At 49.9% G+C, this 17,263-nt stretch carries 18 protein-coding genes; 17 read left to right on the forward strand and 1 reads right to left on the reverse strand.

Going from position 1 to position 17,263, the window contains the following annotated elements; translation table 11 throughout:
• Nucleotide 1: 1 nt before the first annotated feature.
• From rsmG to Q7C19_RS12640, 3 genes are read left to right on the forward strand one after another with little or no spacing between them, the layout of a single operon-like run.
• Complete coding sequence (gene rsmG, locus Q7C19_RS12630) at nucleotides 2–718, forward strand: 16S rRNA (guanine(527)-N(7))-methyltransferase RsmG (RefSeq protein WP_375092278.1); 717 nt, start codon at nucleotides 2–4, stop codon at nucleotides 716–718.
• Nucleotides 719–766: 48 nt separating this feature from the next.
• Complete coding sequence (noc, locus tag Q7C19_RS12635; RefSeq protein ID WP_035411731.1) at nucleotides 767–1,600, forward strand: nucleoid occlusion protein; 834 nt, start codon at nucleotides 767–769, stop codon at nucleotides 1,598–1,600.
• 38 nt (nucleotides 1,601–1,638) lie between these two features.
• Entirely contained in the window at nucleotides 1,639–2,403 is a 765-nt protein-coding gene (locus tag Q7C19_RS12640) for a ParB/RepB/Spo0J family partition protein (protein ID WP_035411733.1), read from the forward strand.
• Between the two features lie 37 nt (nucleotides 2,404–2,440).
• On the opposite strand, the gene yyaC is transcribed toward Q7C19_RS12640, so the two are convergent.
• A complete protein-coding gene (gene yyaC / locus Q7C19_RS12645; RefSeq protein ID WP_375092279.1) occupies nucleotides 2,441–3,058 on the reverse strand; it encodes a spore protease YyaC in 618 nt (205 codons plus the stop codon).
• Nucleotides 3,059–3,240: 182 nt separating this feature from the next.
• On the opposite strand from yyaC, the gene Q7C19_RS12650 reads away from it, so the two are divergent.
• The 14 genes from Q7C19_RS12650 to Q7C19_RS12715 all read left to right on the forward strand — a co-directional run bounded on the left by Q7C19_RS12650 (nucleotide 3,241) and on the right by Q7C19_RS12715 (nucleotide 17,262).
• Complete coding sequence (locus Q7C19_RS12650; RefSeq protein ID WP_214856536.1) at nucleotides 3,241–4,170, forward strand: mechanosensitive ion channel family protein; 930 nt, start codon at nucleotides 3,241–3,243, stop codon at nucleotides 4,168–4,170.
• Nucleotides 4,142–4,330: a DUF951 domain-containing protein gene (locus Q7C19_RS12655; RefSeq protein ID WP_023469853.1), complete on the forward strand. Its 189-nt coding sequence runs from the start codon at nucleotides 4,142–4,144 to the stop codon at nucleotides 4,328–4,330. The genes Q7C19_RS12650 and Q7C19_RS12655 overlap by 29 nt, the downstream gene beginning before the upstream one ends.
• 228 nt (nucleotides 4,331–4,558) lie before the next feature.
• Entirely contained in the window at nucleotides 4,559–5,659 is a 1,101-nt protein-coding gene (gene ychF, locus Q7C19_RS12660) for a redox-regulated ATPase YchF (RefSeq protein WP_035411737.1), read from the forward strand.
• A 120-nt stretch (nucleotides 5,660–5,779) separates the two neighbouring features.
• Nucleotides 5,780–6,067, forward strand: a complete 288-nt coding sequence (gene rpsF, locus Q7C19_RS12665; protein ID WP_035411738.1) for a 30S ribosomal protein S6 — start codon at nucleotides 5,780–5,782, stop codon at nucleotides 6,065–6,067.
• Between the two features lie 23 nt (nucleotides 6,068–6,090).
• Nucleotides 6,091–6,609, forward strand: a complete 519-nt coding sequence (gene ssb, locus Q7C19_RS12670; RefSeq protein ID WP_023469850.1) for a single-stranded DNA-binding protein — start codon at nucleotides 6,091–6,093, stop codon at nucleotides 6,607–6,609.
• Between the two features lie 44 nt (nucleotides 6,610–6,653).
• Entirely contained in the window at nucleotides 6,654–6,884 is a 231-nt protein-coding gene (rpsR, locus tag Q7C19_RS12675) for a 30S ribosomal protein S18 (protein ID WP_023469849.1), read from the forward strand.
• A gap of 134 nt (nucleotides 6,885–7,018) precedes the next feature.
• The gene (locus Q7C19_RS12680) at nucleotides 7,019–9,004 is read left to right on the forward strand and encodes a DHH family phosphoesterase (protein ID WP_375092280.1); all 1,986 of its coding nucleotides are present in this window, start codon (nucleotides 7,019–7,021) and stop codon (nucleotides 9,002–9,004) included.
• Nucleotides 9,001–9,444: a 50S ribosomal protein L9 gene (gene rplI / locus Q7C19_RS12685; RefSeq protein WP_023469847.1), complete on the forward strand. Its 444-nt coding sequence runs from the start codon at nucleotides 9,001–9,003 to the stop codon at nucleotides 9,442–9,444. Before Q7C19_RS12680 ends, rplI begins: the two co-directional genes overlap by 4 nt.
• A gap of 19 nt (nucleotides 9,445–9,463) precedes the next feature.
• Complete coding sequence (gene dnaB, locus Q7C19_RS12690; RefSeq protein ID WP_023469846.1) at nucleotides 9,464–10,816, forward strand: replicative DNA helicase; 1,353 nt, start codon at nucleotides 9,464–9,466, stop codon at nucleotides 10,814–10,816.
• Nucleotides 10,817–11,027: 211 nt separating this feature from the next.
• A complete protein-coding gene (locus Q7C19_RS12695) occupies nucleotides 11,028–12,320 on the forward strand; it encodes an adenylosuccinate synthase (protein ID WP_056064628.1) in 1,293 nt (430 codons plus the stop codon).
• Between the two features lie 225 nt (nucleotides 12,321–12,545).
• A complete protein-coding gene (yycF, locus tag Q7C19_RS12700) occupies nucleotides 12,546–13,253 on the forward strand; it encodes a response regulator YycF (protein WP_023469844.1) in 708 nt (235 codons plus the stop codon).
• A 2-nt stretch (nucleotides 13,254–13,255) separates the two neighbouring features.
• Entirely contained in the window at nucleotides 13,256–15,106 is a 1,851-nt protein-coding gene (gene walK / locus Q7C19_RS12705) for a cell wall metabolism sensor histidine kinase WalK (protein ID WP_035411745.1), read from the forward strand.
• On the forward strand, nucleotides 15,103–16,419 hold the full coding sequence (gene yycH / locus Q7C19_RS12710; protein ID WP_035411747.1) for a two-component system activity regulator YycH: 1,317 nt from the start codon (nucleotides 15,103–15,105) through the stop codon (nucleotides 16,417–16,419). The genes walK and yycH overlap by 4 nt, the downstream gene beginning before the upstream one ends.
• A gap of 6 nt (nucleotides 16,420–16,425) precedes the next feature.
• On the forward strand, nucleotides 16,426–17,262 hold the full coding sequence (locus Q7C19_RS12715; RefSeq protein ID WP_375092281.1) for a two-component system regulatory protein YycI: 837 nt from the start codon (nucleotides 16,426–16,428) through the stop codon (nucleotides 17,260–17,262).
• Nucleotide 17,263: the final 1 nt, after the last annotated feature.

Consider the following 17,263-nt stretch of genomic DNA (forward strand, 5'->3'; position numbering starts at 1 on the left):
GATGAACCAACAGCAATTCGTAACAGCATTGGCAACACAGGGACTTGAGGTCTCAGAACATCAGTTGCATCAATTCAAGCAGTATTATGAACTGCTCGTCGAGTGGAATGAAAAGATGAACCTGACGGCGATTACCGATGAAGAAGGTGTCTATTTAAAGCACTTCTATGACTCGATCACAGCAGCGTTCTATTTTGATTTCACGACAGTCACGACGGTTTGTGATGTCGGAGCAGGTGCTGGGTTCCCGAGTCTGCCGATCAAAATCATGTTCCCGCATCTTCAAGTGACGATCGTCGATTCACTGAACAAACGAATCGGCTTCCTGAATCATTTAGCGACGGAACTTGGACTCGAAGGTGTCGCGTTCCATCATGGACGCGCAGAAGAGTTCGGTAAAAATAAACAATTCCGCGAACGATTTGACGTCGTGACCGCACGAGCGGTTGCCCGGATGTCCGTTCTCGCGGAATATTGCCTACCACTTGCGAAAGTCGGAGGACAATTCGTTGCCTTGAAGGCGGCGAAAGTCAGTGAAGAGCTTGAGGATGGTGCGATTGCCTTGAAAGTACTCGGTGGGAATTTACGGGAAAGTTTCCAGTTCCAATTGCCAGGCGAGGAAAGTGAGCGTAATATCGTTATTGTAGATAAAAAACGAACAACACCCGGGAAATATCCGCGTAAAGCGGGAACGCCTGCGAAAGATCCATTAAGCTAAACACCGTTTCACGTGAAACGATGACTGATAAAGGTGAGGTGCGCCAACGTGAGAAATGCAATTGCCAAACTGCTCGGTAAACCTGCTACGATCGAGCTTGACCCCCAAGAGACGGTTCAGGAATTACCATTGACAGAACTTGTCGCGAATCAGTTCCAACCACGGACTGTGTTTGACGGGGACCGAATTGAAGAACTAGCGGTTACGATCGAAGAGCACGGGTTACTCCAGCCGATCGTCGTTCGAAAACAAGGAACAGGGTACGAAATCATTGCCGGAGAACGACGGTACCGAGCAGTGCGCTCGCTTGGCTGGGAAACGATTCCTGCCATCGTCAAAGAGATGACGGACGAGACGACTGCTTCCCTGGCATTGATTGAAAATCTGCAACGCGAAGACTTGACACCAATCGAAGAAGCGGAAGCTTATGAGCGTTTGCTTGCATTACAAGACATCACGCAAGAAGTGTTAGCCCGTAAGCTCGGACGTAGTCAGTCGACGATTGCCAACAAATTACGTTTGCTCCGATTGCCAATGGATGTCCGGGAAGCATTGAAGCAACGGACAATCACGGAACGTCACGCCCGAGCGTTATTGCCGCTTAAGGATGAAGCGTTACAAGTAACGGTACTCGCTGAAATTCTGGAACGGGAATGGAACGTCAAGGAGACGGAGCGCCGGGTGGAACGATTGATGACACCACAGCCACCGAAGAAAAAACGTCATAAAAGCTTTGCACGAGATACACGAATCGCGTTAAACACCTTGCGGGATTCCGTCGATATGATCGAGCAGACTGGATTGACGATCGAAAAAGAAGAAGTCGATTGCGAAGAATATGTAGAGGTGCGAATTCGCATCGTGAAGGCACGTCCGGAATAAGCGGTCGTGCCTTCCGCTACGTTTAGGAGAGAAAGCACGTGAATGAATTACCTGTTCGGGCGATTCGCCCGAATCCGACTCAACCTCGGAAACGATTCAATGAAAAAGCATTAGAAGAGTTAGCCCAATCGCTCGTTCGTCACGGGATGATCCAACCGATCGTCGTCCGACCACGAGATGGCTATTACGAAATCATCGCCGGTGAACGGCGCTATCAGGCGGCGAGTCGCGCAGGATTCGAACGTGTACCGGTCCTTGTGATTGAAGCAGACGAGACACGCGTCATGGAGCTCGCCTTGATCGAAAACATCCAACGAGCAGACTTATCTGCAATTGAAGAAGCGATGGCATATGCGGAGATGATCGAGGAATTCGGCATTACGCAAGCAGAGCTTGCACAGCGTGTCGGGAAAAGTCGTTCGCACATTACGAACAGCCTTCGACTGTTACAGTTGCCATTGCTCGTTCAACAAGCGGTCATGGACGAACGGTTGTCAATGGGACATGCCCGCGCGCTCCTGTCGCTGAAACATCCAAAGAAGATCGAACAGATGGCAGAACGGGTCATGGCGGAGAACTGGAACGTCCGTCGGTTAGAGCAGGCGCTTCGGGAACGTAAGGAAGCCGCCCGTCCGCAACAAGCGACCGCTGTTCAATTCGTCGAGGAATCACTTCGCGAAAAATACGGGGCGACCGTTCGGATTAAACAAGGAAAACAAGCAGGGAAACTCGAGATCGATTTTATAGACGAAGATGACCTCAATCGGTTGCTCGACTTGTTGTTACCTGAATCGGATCACTAAAAAGAAGCGATCCGGGCGACGGTTCGCTTCTTTTTGCTTACATTGAACGCGGCGTGAAAGAAATCGTCTTCCGTGTGGATTCAGCGGAGAGTTTCGCATCAAGTAAGTGGAAGCTGTTCGCGACGAGTTCCGCTAGTTCATAAACAAGGTGTAACCGTGTGTTCTGGAGAATCATCATCTCCATGAATCCACTGACGTTGACGACAGCCTTAATGTTGAAGTCACCGACCGCAGGCAATTCTTTTTGGACGCCGGCGCCGGGTGCGAGTGGACCTTCCGAGAAAAAGACATGTCCGACACTTGAAAGGCGACCGAGACACGCATCGATCGCGATGACGAGTGGACGGTAATGGGTCGTTTGGATCGAGTGAATGGTTTCTGCGAGATTCAGTGCATGGACGGGTTTAGCGAGTGTACCGTAGACGTGAAGATGAGCAGGCGCTTGTTTCTCGAGGAATGTCCCAACGAGTGGACCGAGTGAGTCACCTGTCGAACGATCAGAACCAATGCAGACGAGTACGATCGGACGTTTTTCTTGGACGGCAGAGACTTGTTCGAATAATTGTTCAGCTAAGCGTTCTTTCGCGAACGGTTCCGTATATTCTAAAAAGAAAGAATAGGGCTTGGGCTCGTGCGAATGAAAGCGGAAGTTCATCGAAATCATCCTTTCTTCTCTTGATGTCGGTGTCGTGGTGGATTGGCAAGAGTGAAGGGTTCTTAGATGATTTTCCTTTCCCGGTTTTTCCAGAAATCTAACGTCAAAATCGGCTCTTTGGTTGAAACTCGATTAAAATCACGTATACTGTCGTAATAGAGAGAATAAGAAAGGATGAGAGAATGGCTACCAATCAAGATGTACAAGAATCCGTCGCCCAAGTCGATAAATTGATCAACCAAGTAATGGATGCGGATATGTGGATTCGTTTTGGGATGAAACTACTGATTGCGCTCATCATTATCGCGGCGTTCTACGTGTTGACGCGCGTTTTGACTGGGGCAGTCTCACGTCTCTTTACAATCAGGAAAATCAATGAACAGGACTACTTGGCGCAACGACAGAACGAGACGCTGTTGAAGTTGCTCCAAAATGCGATTCGTTACGTACTTGGAATCATCATGTTGTTGACAGTGCTTAGTCAGTTCGGAATCAACATCACCGGTCTCGTCGCCAGTGCCGGAATCGCTGGTCTCGCGATTTCGTTTGGTGCGAAGAACTTGGTGCAAGATATCATTACAGGAGCGTTCATCATCTTCGAACGTCAGTTTAAAGTCGGAGATTATGTACGCGTCGGTGTAATCGAAGGCGTCGTGACGGAACTTGGTATCCGGACGACAAAACTCAAAGGACTCAACGGGGAAATCCACATCATCCCGAACGGTCAGATTTTGCAAGTCACGAACTATTCGGTCGACAACAGTTTCGCACTCGTCGATGTCCAAGTCTCCTATGATGAGGATCTTGAACGCGTCGAACAAGTTCTGCATGAGATTGCAGACCGGACGACGAAGAAGTATGTCGATATGTTTGTCGAGCCGATTCAGATGCTCGGTGTTCAGACACTTGGTCCTTCAGAAGTCGTCTATCGTTTGATGGCAGAAGTACCACCGATGCAACATTTCCAAGCTGGTCGTCTGATCCGGAAGGAATTGAAGCAAGGACTCGAAGAAGAAAACATCAAGATCCCGTATCCACGGATGGTCATGATGAATCCAGAACAAAAGAATGGTGGACAGACGGATGATTCCAAAAACGTATCAACTCCATGATTATGTTGAGATGAAGAAGCAGCATCCATGTGGAACGAACCGATGGCAGATCATTCGGGTCGGCATGGATATCCGAATCAAATGCCAAGGTTGCGGGGCGAGCATTTTAATGCCACGTCGTGATTTTGATAAACGATTGAAAAAAGTCTTACCAGAGTGACGAAAAAGCGGATGTGATTCTCGTGATCACATCCGCTTTTTCGTTGTCTTTCATAAGCGAAGTGATTGTGTTCGATTAGAGCGTGATTAAAAAAGACGGTCGAGCTCCTTGCTTAAAAAAAATGAACTATCTATAATTGTGAAAGATGTGCTGACGTGGTGTAATCATTCTACCACTGCGGCCGCTAGCACGGATTTCCTAGGAAATACCGAAAAGGAGGAATTCCAAGTGGGATTAACAGCAGGAATCGTTGGCTTACCAAACGTAGGAAAATCAACACTTTTTAACGCCATCACACAAGCAGGTGTCGAGGCAGCGAACTATCCGTTCGCAACGATCGACCCGAACGTCGGTGTCGTTGAAGTACCAGATGCACGTCTTCGGAAATTGACAGAACTCGTCAACCCGAAAAAGACGATCCCGACAGCATTCGAATTCACGGATATCGCCGGTATCGTAAAAGGTGCGTCTAAAGGGGAAGGGCTCGGAAATAAATTCCTCGCGAACATTCGTGAAGTAGATGCGATCTGTCAGGTCGTGCGTTGTTTCGTAGATGAAAACATCACACACGTGGCCGGAAAAGTCTCACCGATCGATGATATCGAGACGATCAACCTCGAATTGATCCTCGCAGATCTTGAGCAGGTCGAAAAACGGATTCAGCGTGTCCAAAAACAAGTCAAGTCGCGCGATAAAAACGCAGCGGCTGAGCTTGAAGCACTTGAAATCGTGCAAGCGTTGCTCGAAGATGAGAAACCAGCACGTCTCGCTGAATTGAACGAAGATCAAGCAGCACTCGTCAAACACTTCCAATTGTTGACGATGAAACCGATGCTTTACGTCGCGAATGTCGGCGAAGATGAAGTCGCAGATGCAGACAGCAATGAGAACGTGCGTCTCGTCCGTGAATTCGCAGCAAAAGAAGGCGCAGAAGTCATCGTCATCTGTGCTCGGATCGAAGAAGAAATTGCAGAGCTTGAGCCGGAAGAGCGTCAAGAGTTCCTCGTCGATCTCGGAATCGAAGAGTCGGGTCTTGATCAATTGATCCATGCGGCGTACAGCACGCTTGGTCTTGCGACATACTTCACAGCAGGTGAAAAAGAAGTACGCGCTTGGACGTTTAAAAAAGGCATGAAAGCTCCACAATGTGCGGGTGTCATCCACTCGGACTTCGAACGCGGATTCATCCGTGCAGAAGTCGTTTCGTACGAAGATCTAGCAGCTGCAGGTAACATGGCGACAGTCAAGGAACAAGGTCGTTACCGTTCAGAAGGTAAGGAATATGTCTTCCAAGACGGCGATGTCGTCACATTCCGCTTCAACGTCTAATCGAAAACGAATCGTTATTGCATAAAGCAAAATACTTTGGTAGTATTAACGAATGTGAGTAATGAATTATTGCTCCTTGCTCGAACATTCGAGCCGCCAGTCCAAGAGGAGGTGACAGATATGCGTAAATACGAAGTACTTTACATCATCCGTCCGGAACTTGATGAGGAAACACGCAAAGCAACAGTGGAGCGTTTTAACAAAGTCCTCACTGATAACGGTGGTACAGTTGATAAAACAACTGAAATGGGTAAACGTCGTTTCGCTTACGAAATCAATGATATGCGTGAAGGGTTCTACGTTCTTCTTAACGTGACTGCTGAACCAGCAGCTACAAAAGAACTTGACCGTCTCATGAAGATCAGTGACGATATCGTTCGCTTAATGATCACAAAAGACGAGAAATAAGCTGAAACAGGAGAGTGATTCTGATGATTAACCGCGTCGTTTTAGTCGGTCGGTTAACTCGTGACCCGGAAATGCGTTATACGCAGAGCGGGATTGCGGTAACGCGATTCACACTCGCATGTGACCGTCCTTTCACAGGGCAAGATGGGAAGCGAGAAGCTGATTTCATCGATTGCGTCGTTTGGCGCAAGCAAGCAGAGAACGTTGCTCAGTATTTGAAGAAAGGTAGTCTTGCTGGTGTAGAGGGTCGCCTCCAGATTAGCAGCTACGACGATAAAGAAGGGCAACGCCGTTACCGTGCGGAAGTCGTCGCTGATAGCGTCCGCTTCCTTGAGTCACGTAACGCGAGCCGTTCTTCGGATGGTAGCGAAGGCTACGCTTCATCAACTGGTGGAAACGGGAATGCTGCAGGATGGGGTTCACAGCAACAGCAGAACAACTCTTCCTCGCCAGCACCCGCTTCATCGAATTCGGGCTTCGGCGCTGATCCGTTCAGCGGCGGTAGTTCGATCGACCTTTCAGACGACGATCTCCCGTTCTAAGGAAATCGTCCTGAAAAATTCAAGTTAAAAAGGAGGTTAATCACATGGCACGTCGTCCAGGTGGAAAACGTCGTCGTAAAGTATGTTACTTCACGTCGAACCACATCACTCATATCGATTATAAAGACGTAGAACTTCTCAAACGTTTCATTTCGGAACGTGGTAAGATTCTTCCACGTCGTGTGACTGGTACTTCAGCGAAATACCAACGTCCACTTACAATCGCAATCAAACGCGCACGTCAAATGGCTTTAATTCCATACGTGGCTGACTGATTTCGTAGCACCATCCTCAAGCGTGAGGGTGGTGCTTTTTTTCGCTTCTCTTTCATCCCCTCCTGCTTTTCGGTTATAATAAACAAGTTACTAAAAATTTTAATTAACCCTATAGAGCATATAAGGAGGACACGATGGAGTCAGGTCAACAAGTATCACCGGAACGCGAACGACGTATCGTTCGCTTCATTCCGTATCTATTAATCGTCGGTCTGCTTCTCGTCGTCGCTGTCCGCGAACCGGTCATCTCTGCCATCGGAGCCGTCGTGACTGCCCTCCTCTTCGGATTGCACCTATTTGAAGAACGTCGTGCACGCAGGGCATGGGAGACGTACGTCGCCGGAATCTCGATGCAAGTCGAGGAGACGGGACAAGATGCGTTGACGAACATGCCAATCGGGATTTTGTTATACGATGAGGAAACGCTTGTCACCTGGTTCAATGATCCGATGCGGGATATCTTTGATGATGTAGCAATGGGACAGACGCTCAATGAGCTCGATCCCTTATTCATCGAAATGGTCGCGACGAATGAGGATCAAGCGACGCTTGAAATCGGCGATGCCGTGTATCGTGTCTTTTCGAATCATGAGAACCGGACCTTTTACCTGTTCGATATGACGGAAGAAGCACAAGTTGAACAACAACTCGTCGATAATCAGACGGTCATCGGTGTCATCTATCTCGATAACTACGATGAGATGACACAAGGCATCGAGGATCAGTTACGCAGTGAACTGAACAGCCGGGTCACGCAGTTGTTGAATCACTGGGCAGCGGAACACGGGACGTATATCAAGCGGACCGCGTCCGATCGGTATTTCATCGTTACGACAGAAGAGAATCTACGGATTCTCGAACGATCGAAGTTTACGATTCTCGATACGGTTCGAGAAGAGACGAGTCAACGCGGCGTCCAGTTGACGTTATCCATCGGAATTGGTTGCGGAAGTGACCCGATTCCGGCGCTTGGTCAGATGGCTCAGTCGAGTCTCGATCTTGCGCTGGGACGAGGAGGCGACCAAGTCGTCATCAAACGTGATGGGAAGGTCCGCTTTTACGGTGGCAAGACGAATCCGACGGAAAAACGGACGCGCGTCCGGGCCCGGGTCATCGCTAACTCGCTTCGTGACTTAATGCAGGAATCGAGCCGTGTCCTGATCATGGGTCACAAAAATCCAGACATGGATGCACTCGGATCAGCAATTGGCATTTTGAAGCTTGCGGAAATGAACGATAAGGAAGCACATATCGTCTTACCACCGGAAGAAATCGGACGCGGGATTCGCCGGATGATGGATGAGATTGCCGAAGTACCACAACTCGAGACACGATTCGTCAATGCGTTTCAAGCTGATCAATTGATCGACGATCAGACGTTACTCGTCGTCGTCGATACACACAAACCGTCACTTGTCGTCGTACCGGCCTTGCTCGATCGATTCGAGCATATGGTCGTGATTGATCATCATCGTCGGGGCGAAGATTTCATCGAAGATGCGGTTCTCGTGTATCTTGAGCCGTATGCTTCTTCGACATCAGAGCTCGTCACCGAGCTGATCGAGTACCAACCGACGAATCAGAAACTGGCGATGCTTGAAGCGACGGCGTTACTCGCTGGGATCATCGTCGATACGAAAGGCTTTGCCCTACGGACCGGTTCCCGGACGTTCGATGCTGCATCCTATTTACGCTCACAAGGTGCTGACACAGTGCTCGTACAAGAGTTCCTCAGTCAGGATCTTGAGACGTACGTCGAGCAGTCACATATCCTCGAGCGATCCGAAGTCTATACGGAAGGGATGGCGATTGCGACAGCGGAGCCAGGCGTCATTCACGATCAAGTGTTGATCGCGCAAGCAGCCGATCAATTGTTATCGCTTCGAGGCATTCGCGCCGCTTTCGTCATCGCGGAACTTCAAGATGGACGAACGGCGATTAGCGCCCGTTCGCTTGGGGATGTCAACGTTCAGTTGATCATGGAGACGCTCGGTGGCGGCGGTCACTTGACGAACGCGGCGACACAGATGTCAGAATCAGTCGTCACCGTAGCGGATGAGTTGCGTAAAGCAATCGATCAATATTTAGAAGATGAGACAAAAGGAGAGGAATCAGAATGAAGGTTATTTTCTTACAGGATGTAAAAGGACAAGGGAAAGCAGGAGACGTCAAAGACGTGGCCGATGCTTATGCAAATAACGTACTCTTCAAGAAAAAGTTGGCGCGCCCTGCGACGACTGGCAACTTGAAGCAACATGAAGCACACGAACGTAAAGCAGCAGAAGAAGCAAAACAAAACTTGCTTGACGCGCAAGCGTTAAAAGAAAAAATCGAAAAAGAGACGATCGTCGTCTCGACGAAAGCCGGTGAAGGCGGTCGTGTCTTCGGATCAGTCACAAGTAAACAGATTGCAGAAGCACTTAAAAGCATGGGTTACAAGATCGATAAACGCAAAATCGAGCTCGAGCACCCGATCAAGGCACTTGGCTTTACGAAGGTACCATTGAAGTTACACAACGAAGTGACAGCGACACTGAACGTTCAGGTCAAAGAGGCGTGAGTAGAAAAGGGGACCGGTGATGAGTGAAGTCATGCAAAATATGCCTCCCCAAAGCATCGAGGCAGAACAAGCCGTCCTAGGGGCGATCATGATTGATGCAGATCGTTTGATCAGTGCATCGGAACGTCTGTTACCGCAGGACTTTTACCGTGCCTCTCACCAACGGATCTTTGAAGCGATGCTCGTGCTGTCCGACCGAGGCGAAGCGATCGACCTCGTTACGGTGACAGCCGAGCTCAGTACGCTTGGGATTTTAGATGAGATTGGTGGTCTACCCTATCTAGCGGAACTGGCGGAAGGGGTACCAACTGCAGCCAACATCAATTATTACGTCAACGTCGTTGACCAGAAGTCGACGCTCCGGCGTCTCATTCGGACGGCAGGTGAGATCGTCACTGATGGATACGAACGGCAAAATGAGGTCGATGTCCTGCTGAACGAGGCAGAACGGAAGATTCTCGAAGTATCACAAGGAAAAGGAAGCGCGAGCTTCATCCCGATCTCGGACGTCTTGACGAGTGCCTATGCAACGATTGATAAATTGCATAAGCAAAGCGGCGAGACGACGGGGATTCCGACTGGTTTCCAGGATCTCGATAAGATGACGGCCGGCTTTCAGCGCAACGATTTAATCATCGTCGCAGCACGTCCGTCGGTCGGGAAGACCGCGTTCGCCTTGAACATCTCGCAAAACGTCGCGACACGTGCTGACGAGAACGTCGCCATCTTCAGTCTTGAGATGGGTGCCGAACAGCTCGTCATGCGGATGCTCTGTGCCGAAGGAAACGTCGACGCGCAGCGTCTGCGGACGGGTCAACTCGAAGAAGAGGACTGGGGGAAGTTATCGCTTGCGATGAGTAACTTGTCTCAAGCCGGTATCTACATCGACGATACACCAGGTATTCGGGTCAATGATATCCGGGCGAAATGCCGTCGTTTGAAGCAGGAGCATGGTCTTGGGATGATCATGATCGATTACTTGCAGTTGATTCAAGGGAATGGTCGCTCTAGCGACAACCGTCAACAAGAGGTTTCGGAAATTTCCCGTTCCTTGAAATCACTCGCGCGTGAACTTGAAGTCCCCGTCATCGCCTTATCGCAGCTCTCGCGTGGGGTGGAGAGTCGTCAAGATAAGCGACCGATGATGTCGGATATCCGGGAATCGGGAGCGATCGAGCAAGATGCCGATATCGTCGCCTTCTTGTACCGTGATGATTACTACAATAAAGAAACGGAAGATGCGAATACGATTGAGATCATCATCGCGAAACAGCGGAATGGTCCAACCGGTACCGTCAAGCTCGCCTTCCGAAAAGAATTCAACAAGTTCGTGGATCTCGAGCCAAGCAACTCGTACGCGCCACCTGCTTAATCCAAGCTACGTCTTGCCCTCGATGAATCGGAGGCAAAACGTAGCTTTTTTTATTTTCACCTAAAGATTCTCAGTTTATTCACTAAAAACGATAATTAAACGAACGAAAGAGAATTGTAACAATTAATTGTTCGGTATTTGGTTGACTTCTTTTTTTTATCGCGTTACACTTAGTCGTGGTTTTGAATCGTACGTGGAGGTGGATGATAAGATGTCATCAGTAGTAGTAGTCGGAACACAGTGGGGCGACGAAGGAAAAGGGAAAATCACCGATTTTCTTTCAAAACAAGCTGACGTCGTAGCACGTTATCAAGGTGGAGACAATGCAGGACATACGATCGTATTCAATAACGAGACGTACAAATTGCACTTGATCCCATCAGGTATTTTTTACTCGGATAAGAAATGTGTCATCGGGAACGGTCTTGTCGTCAACCCGAAATCACTCGTCAAGGAATTGAAGTATCTGCACGATCGTGGTGTTTCAACGGATAACTTGTTAATTTCGAATCGGGCGCATGTCATCTTGCCGTATCATCAGTTGCAGGATCAGTTAGAAGAAGAAGCGAAGGGCGACGCAAAAGTCGGAACGACGCTAAAAGGGATCGGACCGTGCTACATGGATAAAGCTGCACGAATCGGTATCCGGATGGCAGATTTACTCGACAAAGAAACGTTTGCTGAGAAGTTAAAGATCGTTCTCGACCAAAAGAACCGCATGTTTACGAAGATGTATGACGCTGAACCAATCGCGTTCGACGATATCTTCGAAGAGTACTATGCATATGGACAAGAGTTCGCGAAATATGTCTGTGATACATCCGTCGTCGTCAACGATAGCCTTGATCACGGTGAAAAAGTGTTGTTCGAAGGCGCACAAGGTGTCTTACTCGACCTTGACCACGGAACGTATCCGTTCGTTACATCATCGAACGCATCTGCCGGTGGTGTCGCATCAGGTGTCGGTGTCGGTCCAGCTCGGATCGATCACGTCGTTGGTGTTTGTAAAGCGTACACGTCACGTGTCGGTGACGGTCCGTTCCCAACGGAATTGTTTGATGATATCGGTCATCAAATCCGTGAAGTCGGTCGTGAATACGGGACGACGACAGGACGCCCGCGTCGTGTTGGTTGGTTCGACTCTGTCGTCGTTCGCCACTCGCGTCGCACAAGTGGGTTGACGGATCTTTCGCTCAACTCGATCGACGTTCTGACAGGACTCGAAACGTTGAAGATCTGTACATCGTACGAATTCAACGGTAAACAGATCGATGAGTACCCAGCAAGCTTCCGTGATCTTGAAGCATGTGTCCCAGTTTACGAAGAGCTTCCAGGCTGGAAAGAGGACATCACAGGTGTCCGTCGCTTTGAAGATCTACCGTTGAACGCACAGAACTACGTCAAGCGGATCGCGGATCTGACAGGCATCTCACTCGTCACGTTCTCGGTCGGACCGGGTCGTGAACAGACCGTCGTCTTGCGTGATCTCTACGAAGAAGCATAAGTCTCAATAGCCTCTTGCCTCCTGCAAGAGGCTGTTTTTTGTGCGAAATGGTTCACAAACGGAAGCAAAAACAGGTATACTAAATACAGTGTTTCACGTGGAACCTCTCTCGTGAGACGACGAACAGTAGAGCGAGTGGCGCCGGGAGTTTCCGTCGCCACCTTTCTATATGCCGAAAAAACAGGTAAAATAGATTGAATAGAAATTTTTAAGGGGGCACACCCAGTGACGGAACGTAAAATTCTAGTCGTCGATGACGAGTTACCGATTGCAGATATACTCAAGTTTAAATTAGAAAAAGAAGGCTACCAGGTCGCGATCGCAAACGACGGTGTGGAGGCATTAGAAAAATTCGAGGAGTTCAAACCGGATTTGATGTTACTTGATATCATGCTTCCACTAATGGACGGGATGGAGGTCTGCCGGGAAGTCCGGAAGACGTCGAAGATTCCAATCATCATGCTGACAGCAAAGGATTCTGAAATTGATACGGTACTTGGTCTTGAGCTTGGTGCGAATGATTACGTGACGAAGCCATTCAGCTCACGTGAGTTACTCGCCCGCGTGAAAGTCCACTTGCGCAATACGAGTCCGGAAGCTACACCACAACCGGTTGGACCAGGTCCACTCAAAGTCGGAGAACTGTATATCGATACGAATTCACATACAGTGACGCGTAAGGATCAAAAGATCGAGCTGACGCAACGTGAGTTCGAATTGTTGCATTACCTCGCGAAAAACATCGGTCAAGTCATGACACGTGAGCATTTGTTGCAGACGGTCTGGGGCTATGACTACTTTGGTGACGTCCGGACAGTCGACGTCACAGTGCGCCGTCTTCGTGAAAAAGTCGAAGATAACCCAAGTACGCCGGTCTATATCATGACGCGTCGTGGGGTCGGCTACTATCTCCAAGACGGGGAGAATGAATAACGATGTTAAAAGGAACGAACTTCTTTAAATCCATCCAATGGAAACTTGTCGTCATCTATGCCTTATTGATTTTAGTGGCGATGCAGGTCATTGGTGTCTACTTCGTTCGTTCCCTTGAAAAGCAGTACATTACGAACTTCTCGAAGTCGGTCGAGGACCGGGCAGGTCTTGTCGCCTATAACGTCGGGAAGGAATTCGATAAAACAGGCGATGATGAAGCCTCCAAGCGGCAGTTGTCCCAATCACTAGGGCAACTGCTGTCTGAGTTTAGTAATGGCTCCACCTCAAGGAACGACATCCTCGAAGTCCAGATCATCGATCAGGACTCGATCATCCAAGCGACATCGGATGACGAGAACCAGTCGGCGGTCGGTCAACGGGCGACGAATTCACTGATTAAAAAAGCGCAGGCAACGAGCTCGACCCGGACGGACACCGTACTCGATCCGGAATCAGAAGATAAGATCCGGATCTTTGCCGTACCCGTCACCTCGGAACGAGACGGTGTGACGACCGGGATGATTTATGTCCGTGCCTCGATGGAGTCGATCTATTCGCAGATGCAACAGGTCACGCGGATTTTGGCGACCGGAACAGTCATCGCCCTCGTCATCACGTCGATTCTCGGAGTCTTGCTGTCGCGGACGATCACGCGTCCGATTTCGGATATGCGGCGTCAAGCGATCGAGATGCGACGCGGGAACTTCTCGCGGAAGGTTAAAGTCTATTCGGATGATGAGATCGGGCAACTCGCTCGTTCGTTCAATGAATTGACGGATGAGCTGCTCGAAGCGAACGCGACGACGGAAGCCGAACGGCGGAAGTTGACGAGTGTCCTTGAGAACATGACCGACGGGGTCATCGCGACGGACCGGACGCTGCGCGTCATTTTGATGAATGATCAAGCGAAGGATATCGTCGGCGCTGACGATGCGAGCGTCGTCGGAACGAACTTGAAGGACCTACTGGCACTCGGTGACGATTTCATGATTCCGGAAGACGGCACGATGCCACCGCGTCTGCTCGATTTCAGTAGTGAGGACGAACTGTTCCTCGTCCGGGCATTCTTCTCGCCCGTCAAGAAACACAGTGGACCGATTACCGGGATGATCGTCGTCCTACATGACGTCACGGAACAGGAGCAGGTCGAACAGGATCGACGTGAATTCGTCGCGAACGTCAGTCACGAGCTCCGGACACCACTGACGACGATGCGCAGTTACCTCGAAGCCTTGGCAGAAGGCGCCTATCAGGATGAGGAACTCGCACCGCGTTTCCTTGAGACGACACAAAATGAGACGGAGCGGATGATCCGCCTCGTCACCGATCTTTTACAGCTGTCGAAGATGGACAGTAAGGAATACAAGATGAACAAGGTCCGCTTCGATTACATTCAGTTCTTGAATGAGATTCTCGATCGCCATGACATGACGAAGCCGGAACGGATTCGTTTCCGTCGTAAGATCATGAAGCGGAAAGTCTATATCCGTGGAGATCAGGATAAATTGATTCAGGTCGCAGATAACATCCTGACGAACGCGATCAAATACTCACCGGAAGGCGGAACAATCACCGTCCGGACGATGCTCCGGGCAAAACGGATCGTCATCAGCATCAAGGATGAAGGTGTCGGAATCCCGAAAGCGAATCTCCAAAAAATCTTCGAACGCTTCTATCGTGTCGATAAAGCCCGTGCCCGTAAAATCGGCGGCACCGGTCTTGGTCTGTCGATTGCGAAAGACGTCGTTTCGGCTCACGGTGGCGACATCTGGGCAGAAAGCGAATGGGGACGCGGTACGACGATTTACTTCACGCTTCCGTATGAGGTGATCGAAGAGGTGGATGCCGGATGAAGAAACAACACTGGAGTTCGCTGTTACTCGTCCTGCTCGTCGCCGGTTCGATCGCTCAGACAGCGATGCTCTGGACCTATCATCCAAGCAGTGAATCGATCGAGCGGGAACAAGTCTCGTTCAACGAGATCGATGCCTCAAAGACGATTGAAAGCAACCAGCTGATTAATCCGGAATTACTTGTCTATTCGGATCAGGAAGGGACGTACCAAACGCAAATCATCGGGCGGACCTTCCTCAACCGGATCGGTGCATCGTTCAATATCGGGGTCCTTGTCCTGACGGATAAAGCAAAGAACATCCCGGTCGGCGAGCGGAGCGTCGAGATGATTTTTCCGACACCGATCAGCGCAACGATGCTTGAGGAGTTACTCGGAGAAAAACAGATCGCGTTCTCAGAACCGATCAAACGGCTCTATCTCCTCGATTACGATGGTCCGATTCTCCGTCTTGAGTCGGCGACGGGGCGCCTAAAGGACTTTAAACTCGTCGGCGATGAGACGGTTCTGAAACGACTGTTCGCGTACGATAAGAAAAAACCGATGACGCGCGTCGAACTCAAAGGGGGCGATTATACGTATGTCGCGAGTGGTACGACACGGCTGGAACAAGTCTTCGTCTATGACGAGGTCGGGCAATCGCCGCAACCACTCGATCGCATCCGGAGTGCCTTCTTTGCCGAAAATTCGAACGTCCAGCAAATCAAGAGTCGCGATGATCTCGACGTCTTGACGGATGGCGTCAGCGTCTCAACGTACGACCGAAACTACAATGTCTATCGCTTTAACACGTTATCGCCGAACACCCAAAGCTCGACCGTCGATTACAGCACGCTCGTCAGCTACGTCAACATTCATGGAGGCTGGCTGGATCAAGAGACGCAACGGAGTGGTTTCCGCTATTACTTCGATCAGATGAGTAAGAAGGGCGAGGAACAGACGGCGACGTTCCGGTTGTACTTGAACCGGTATCCGGTGTTCGGGGAGAGCGGTCCGTTGCTCGAACAGACGAAGTTCGATCTCGCGACACTGAAGATCATGTATGAAGAAAATCAAGTCCGGTCGCTCAGCCGCAGCATGCTTCGGGCGAAGCGGAAGTTGATCCTTCGGGAAGAGACGGTGCCGGCTGTCGAAACAGTTCTTGAACGTTTGAGACGTGCTGATCTCTTAAAAGAAATCAGTGGGATCCGGGTCGGATATGAGATGACATATAAGATTTCAACGAGCCGCTACGCCGTCTTTGAGCCGACGTGGTTCATCAAGGTCGATGGAGTGTGGCAATCGATCAATCAAGCTGTCGGGAATGAGGGGTGAGGACGAATGGACTGGAGTAAAGCGAAGACCTTATTGATGCTGACCTTTTTAATCCTCAACGTCTACCTCGCCATTCAATTGATGGACCGAATGGTCGAGCCACGGATCGTCGCGACGAGCGCGACCGGGAAATCGATCTTGAAGGATCGTCACATCGACGAGAAGAAACTGCAACCGGTCACGCGGGACATTGGCTATTTAACGGCTGAAGTCGACGCACGGACGTTGTCCCCACTTGCGAGTTCACCGATTCGTGATGCGGTCGCCTCCGTCAAAAACGATGTCGAGTGGTCGGTCCGCTTAACGAAACCGTACCGACTCGAAGCGAAGACGATGCGGGATTCCGCTTCATCGTTCGTTCAATCATCCGTTCGGTATGGTGCCGAATATACATTTTGGAAGTATGATAGTAAGTATCAGGAGATGACATTCGTTCAGACGTATAAGGGACAGCCGCTCTATTCGACACCACAGCAGTCGCGTGAGGACGATGCGATGATCGGACCGTCCCTGCTCGTCTTGCAACTCAACGATGCGAAGGAAATCGTCAGCTACAAACAACGCCACTTGAACAAGGTCGTCCGGCAAGCACAGGACGTGACGTTATTATCGGCAAGTGAAGCGATCGTCCAGTTGTCGGAGCAAGGTTTGTTCCCGGCATCGAAGCGATTGACGAGTCATAAACTCGGGTATTTCTGTCTCGTTACGGAAGGCACGGAATCCGTTCAAATCCTGCCGCCGACGTGGCAAATCGAACTCGACAACGAGGAAGTCTACTTTGTCAATGCAATTGATGGCGGTGTCCAAACCGTTGAACGATTGGATACAGTCTCAGAGAAATGAG

This window comes from Exiguobacterium sp. PHA03 (genome assembly GCF_041945985.1).
In the GTDB taxonomy this organism is placed as follows: domain Bacteria; phylum Bacillota; class Bacilli; order Exiguobacteriales; family Exiguobacteriaceae; genus Exiguobacterium_A.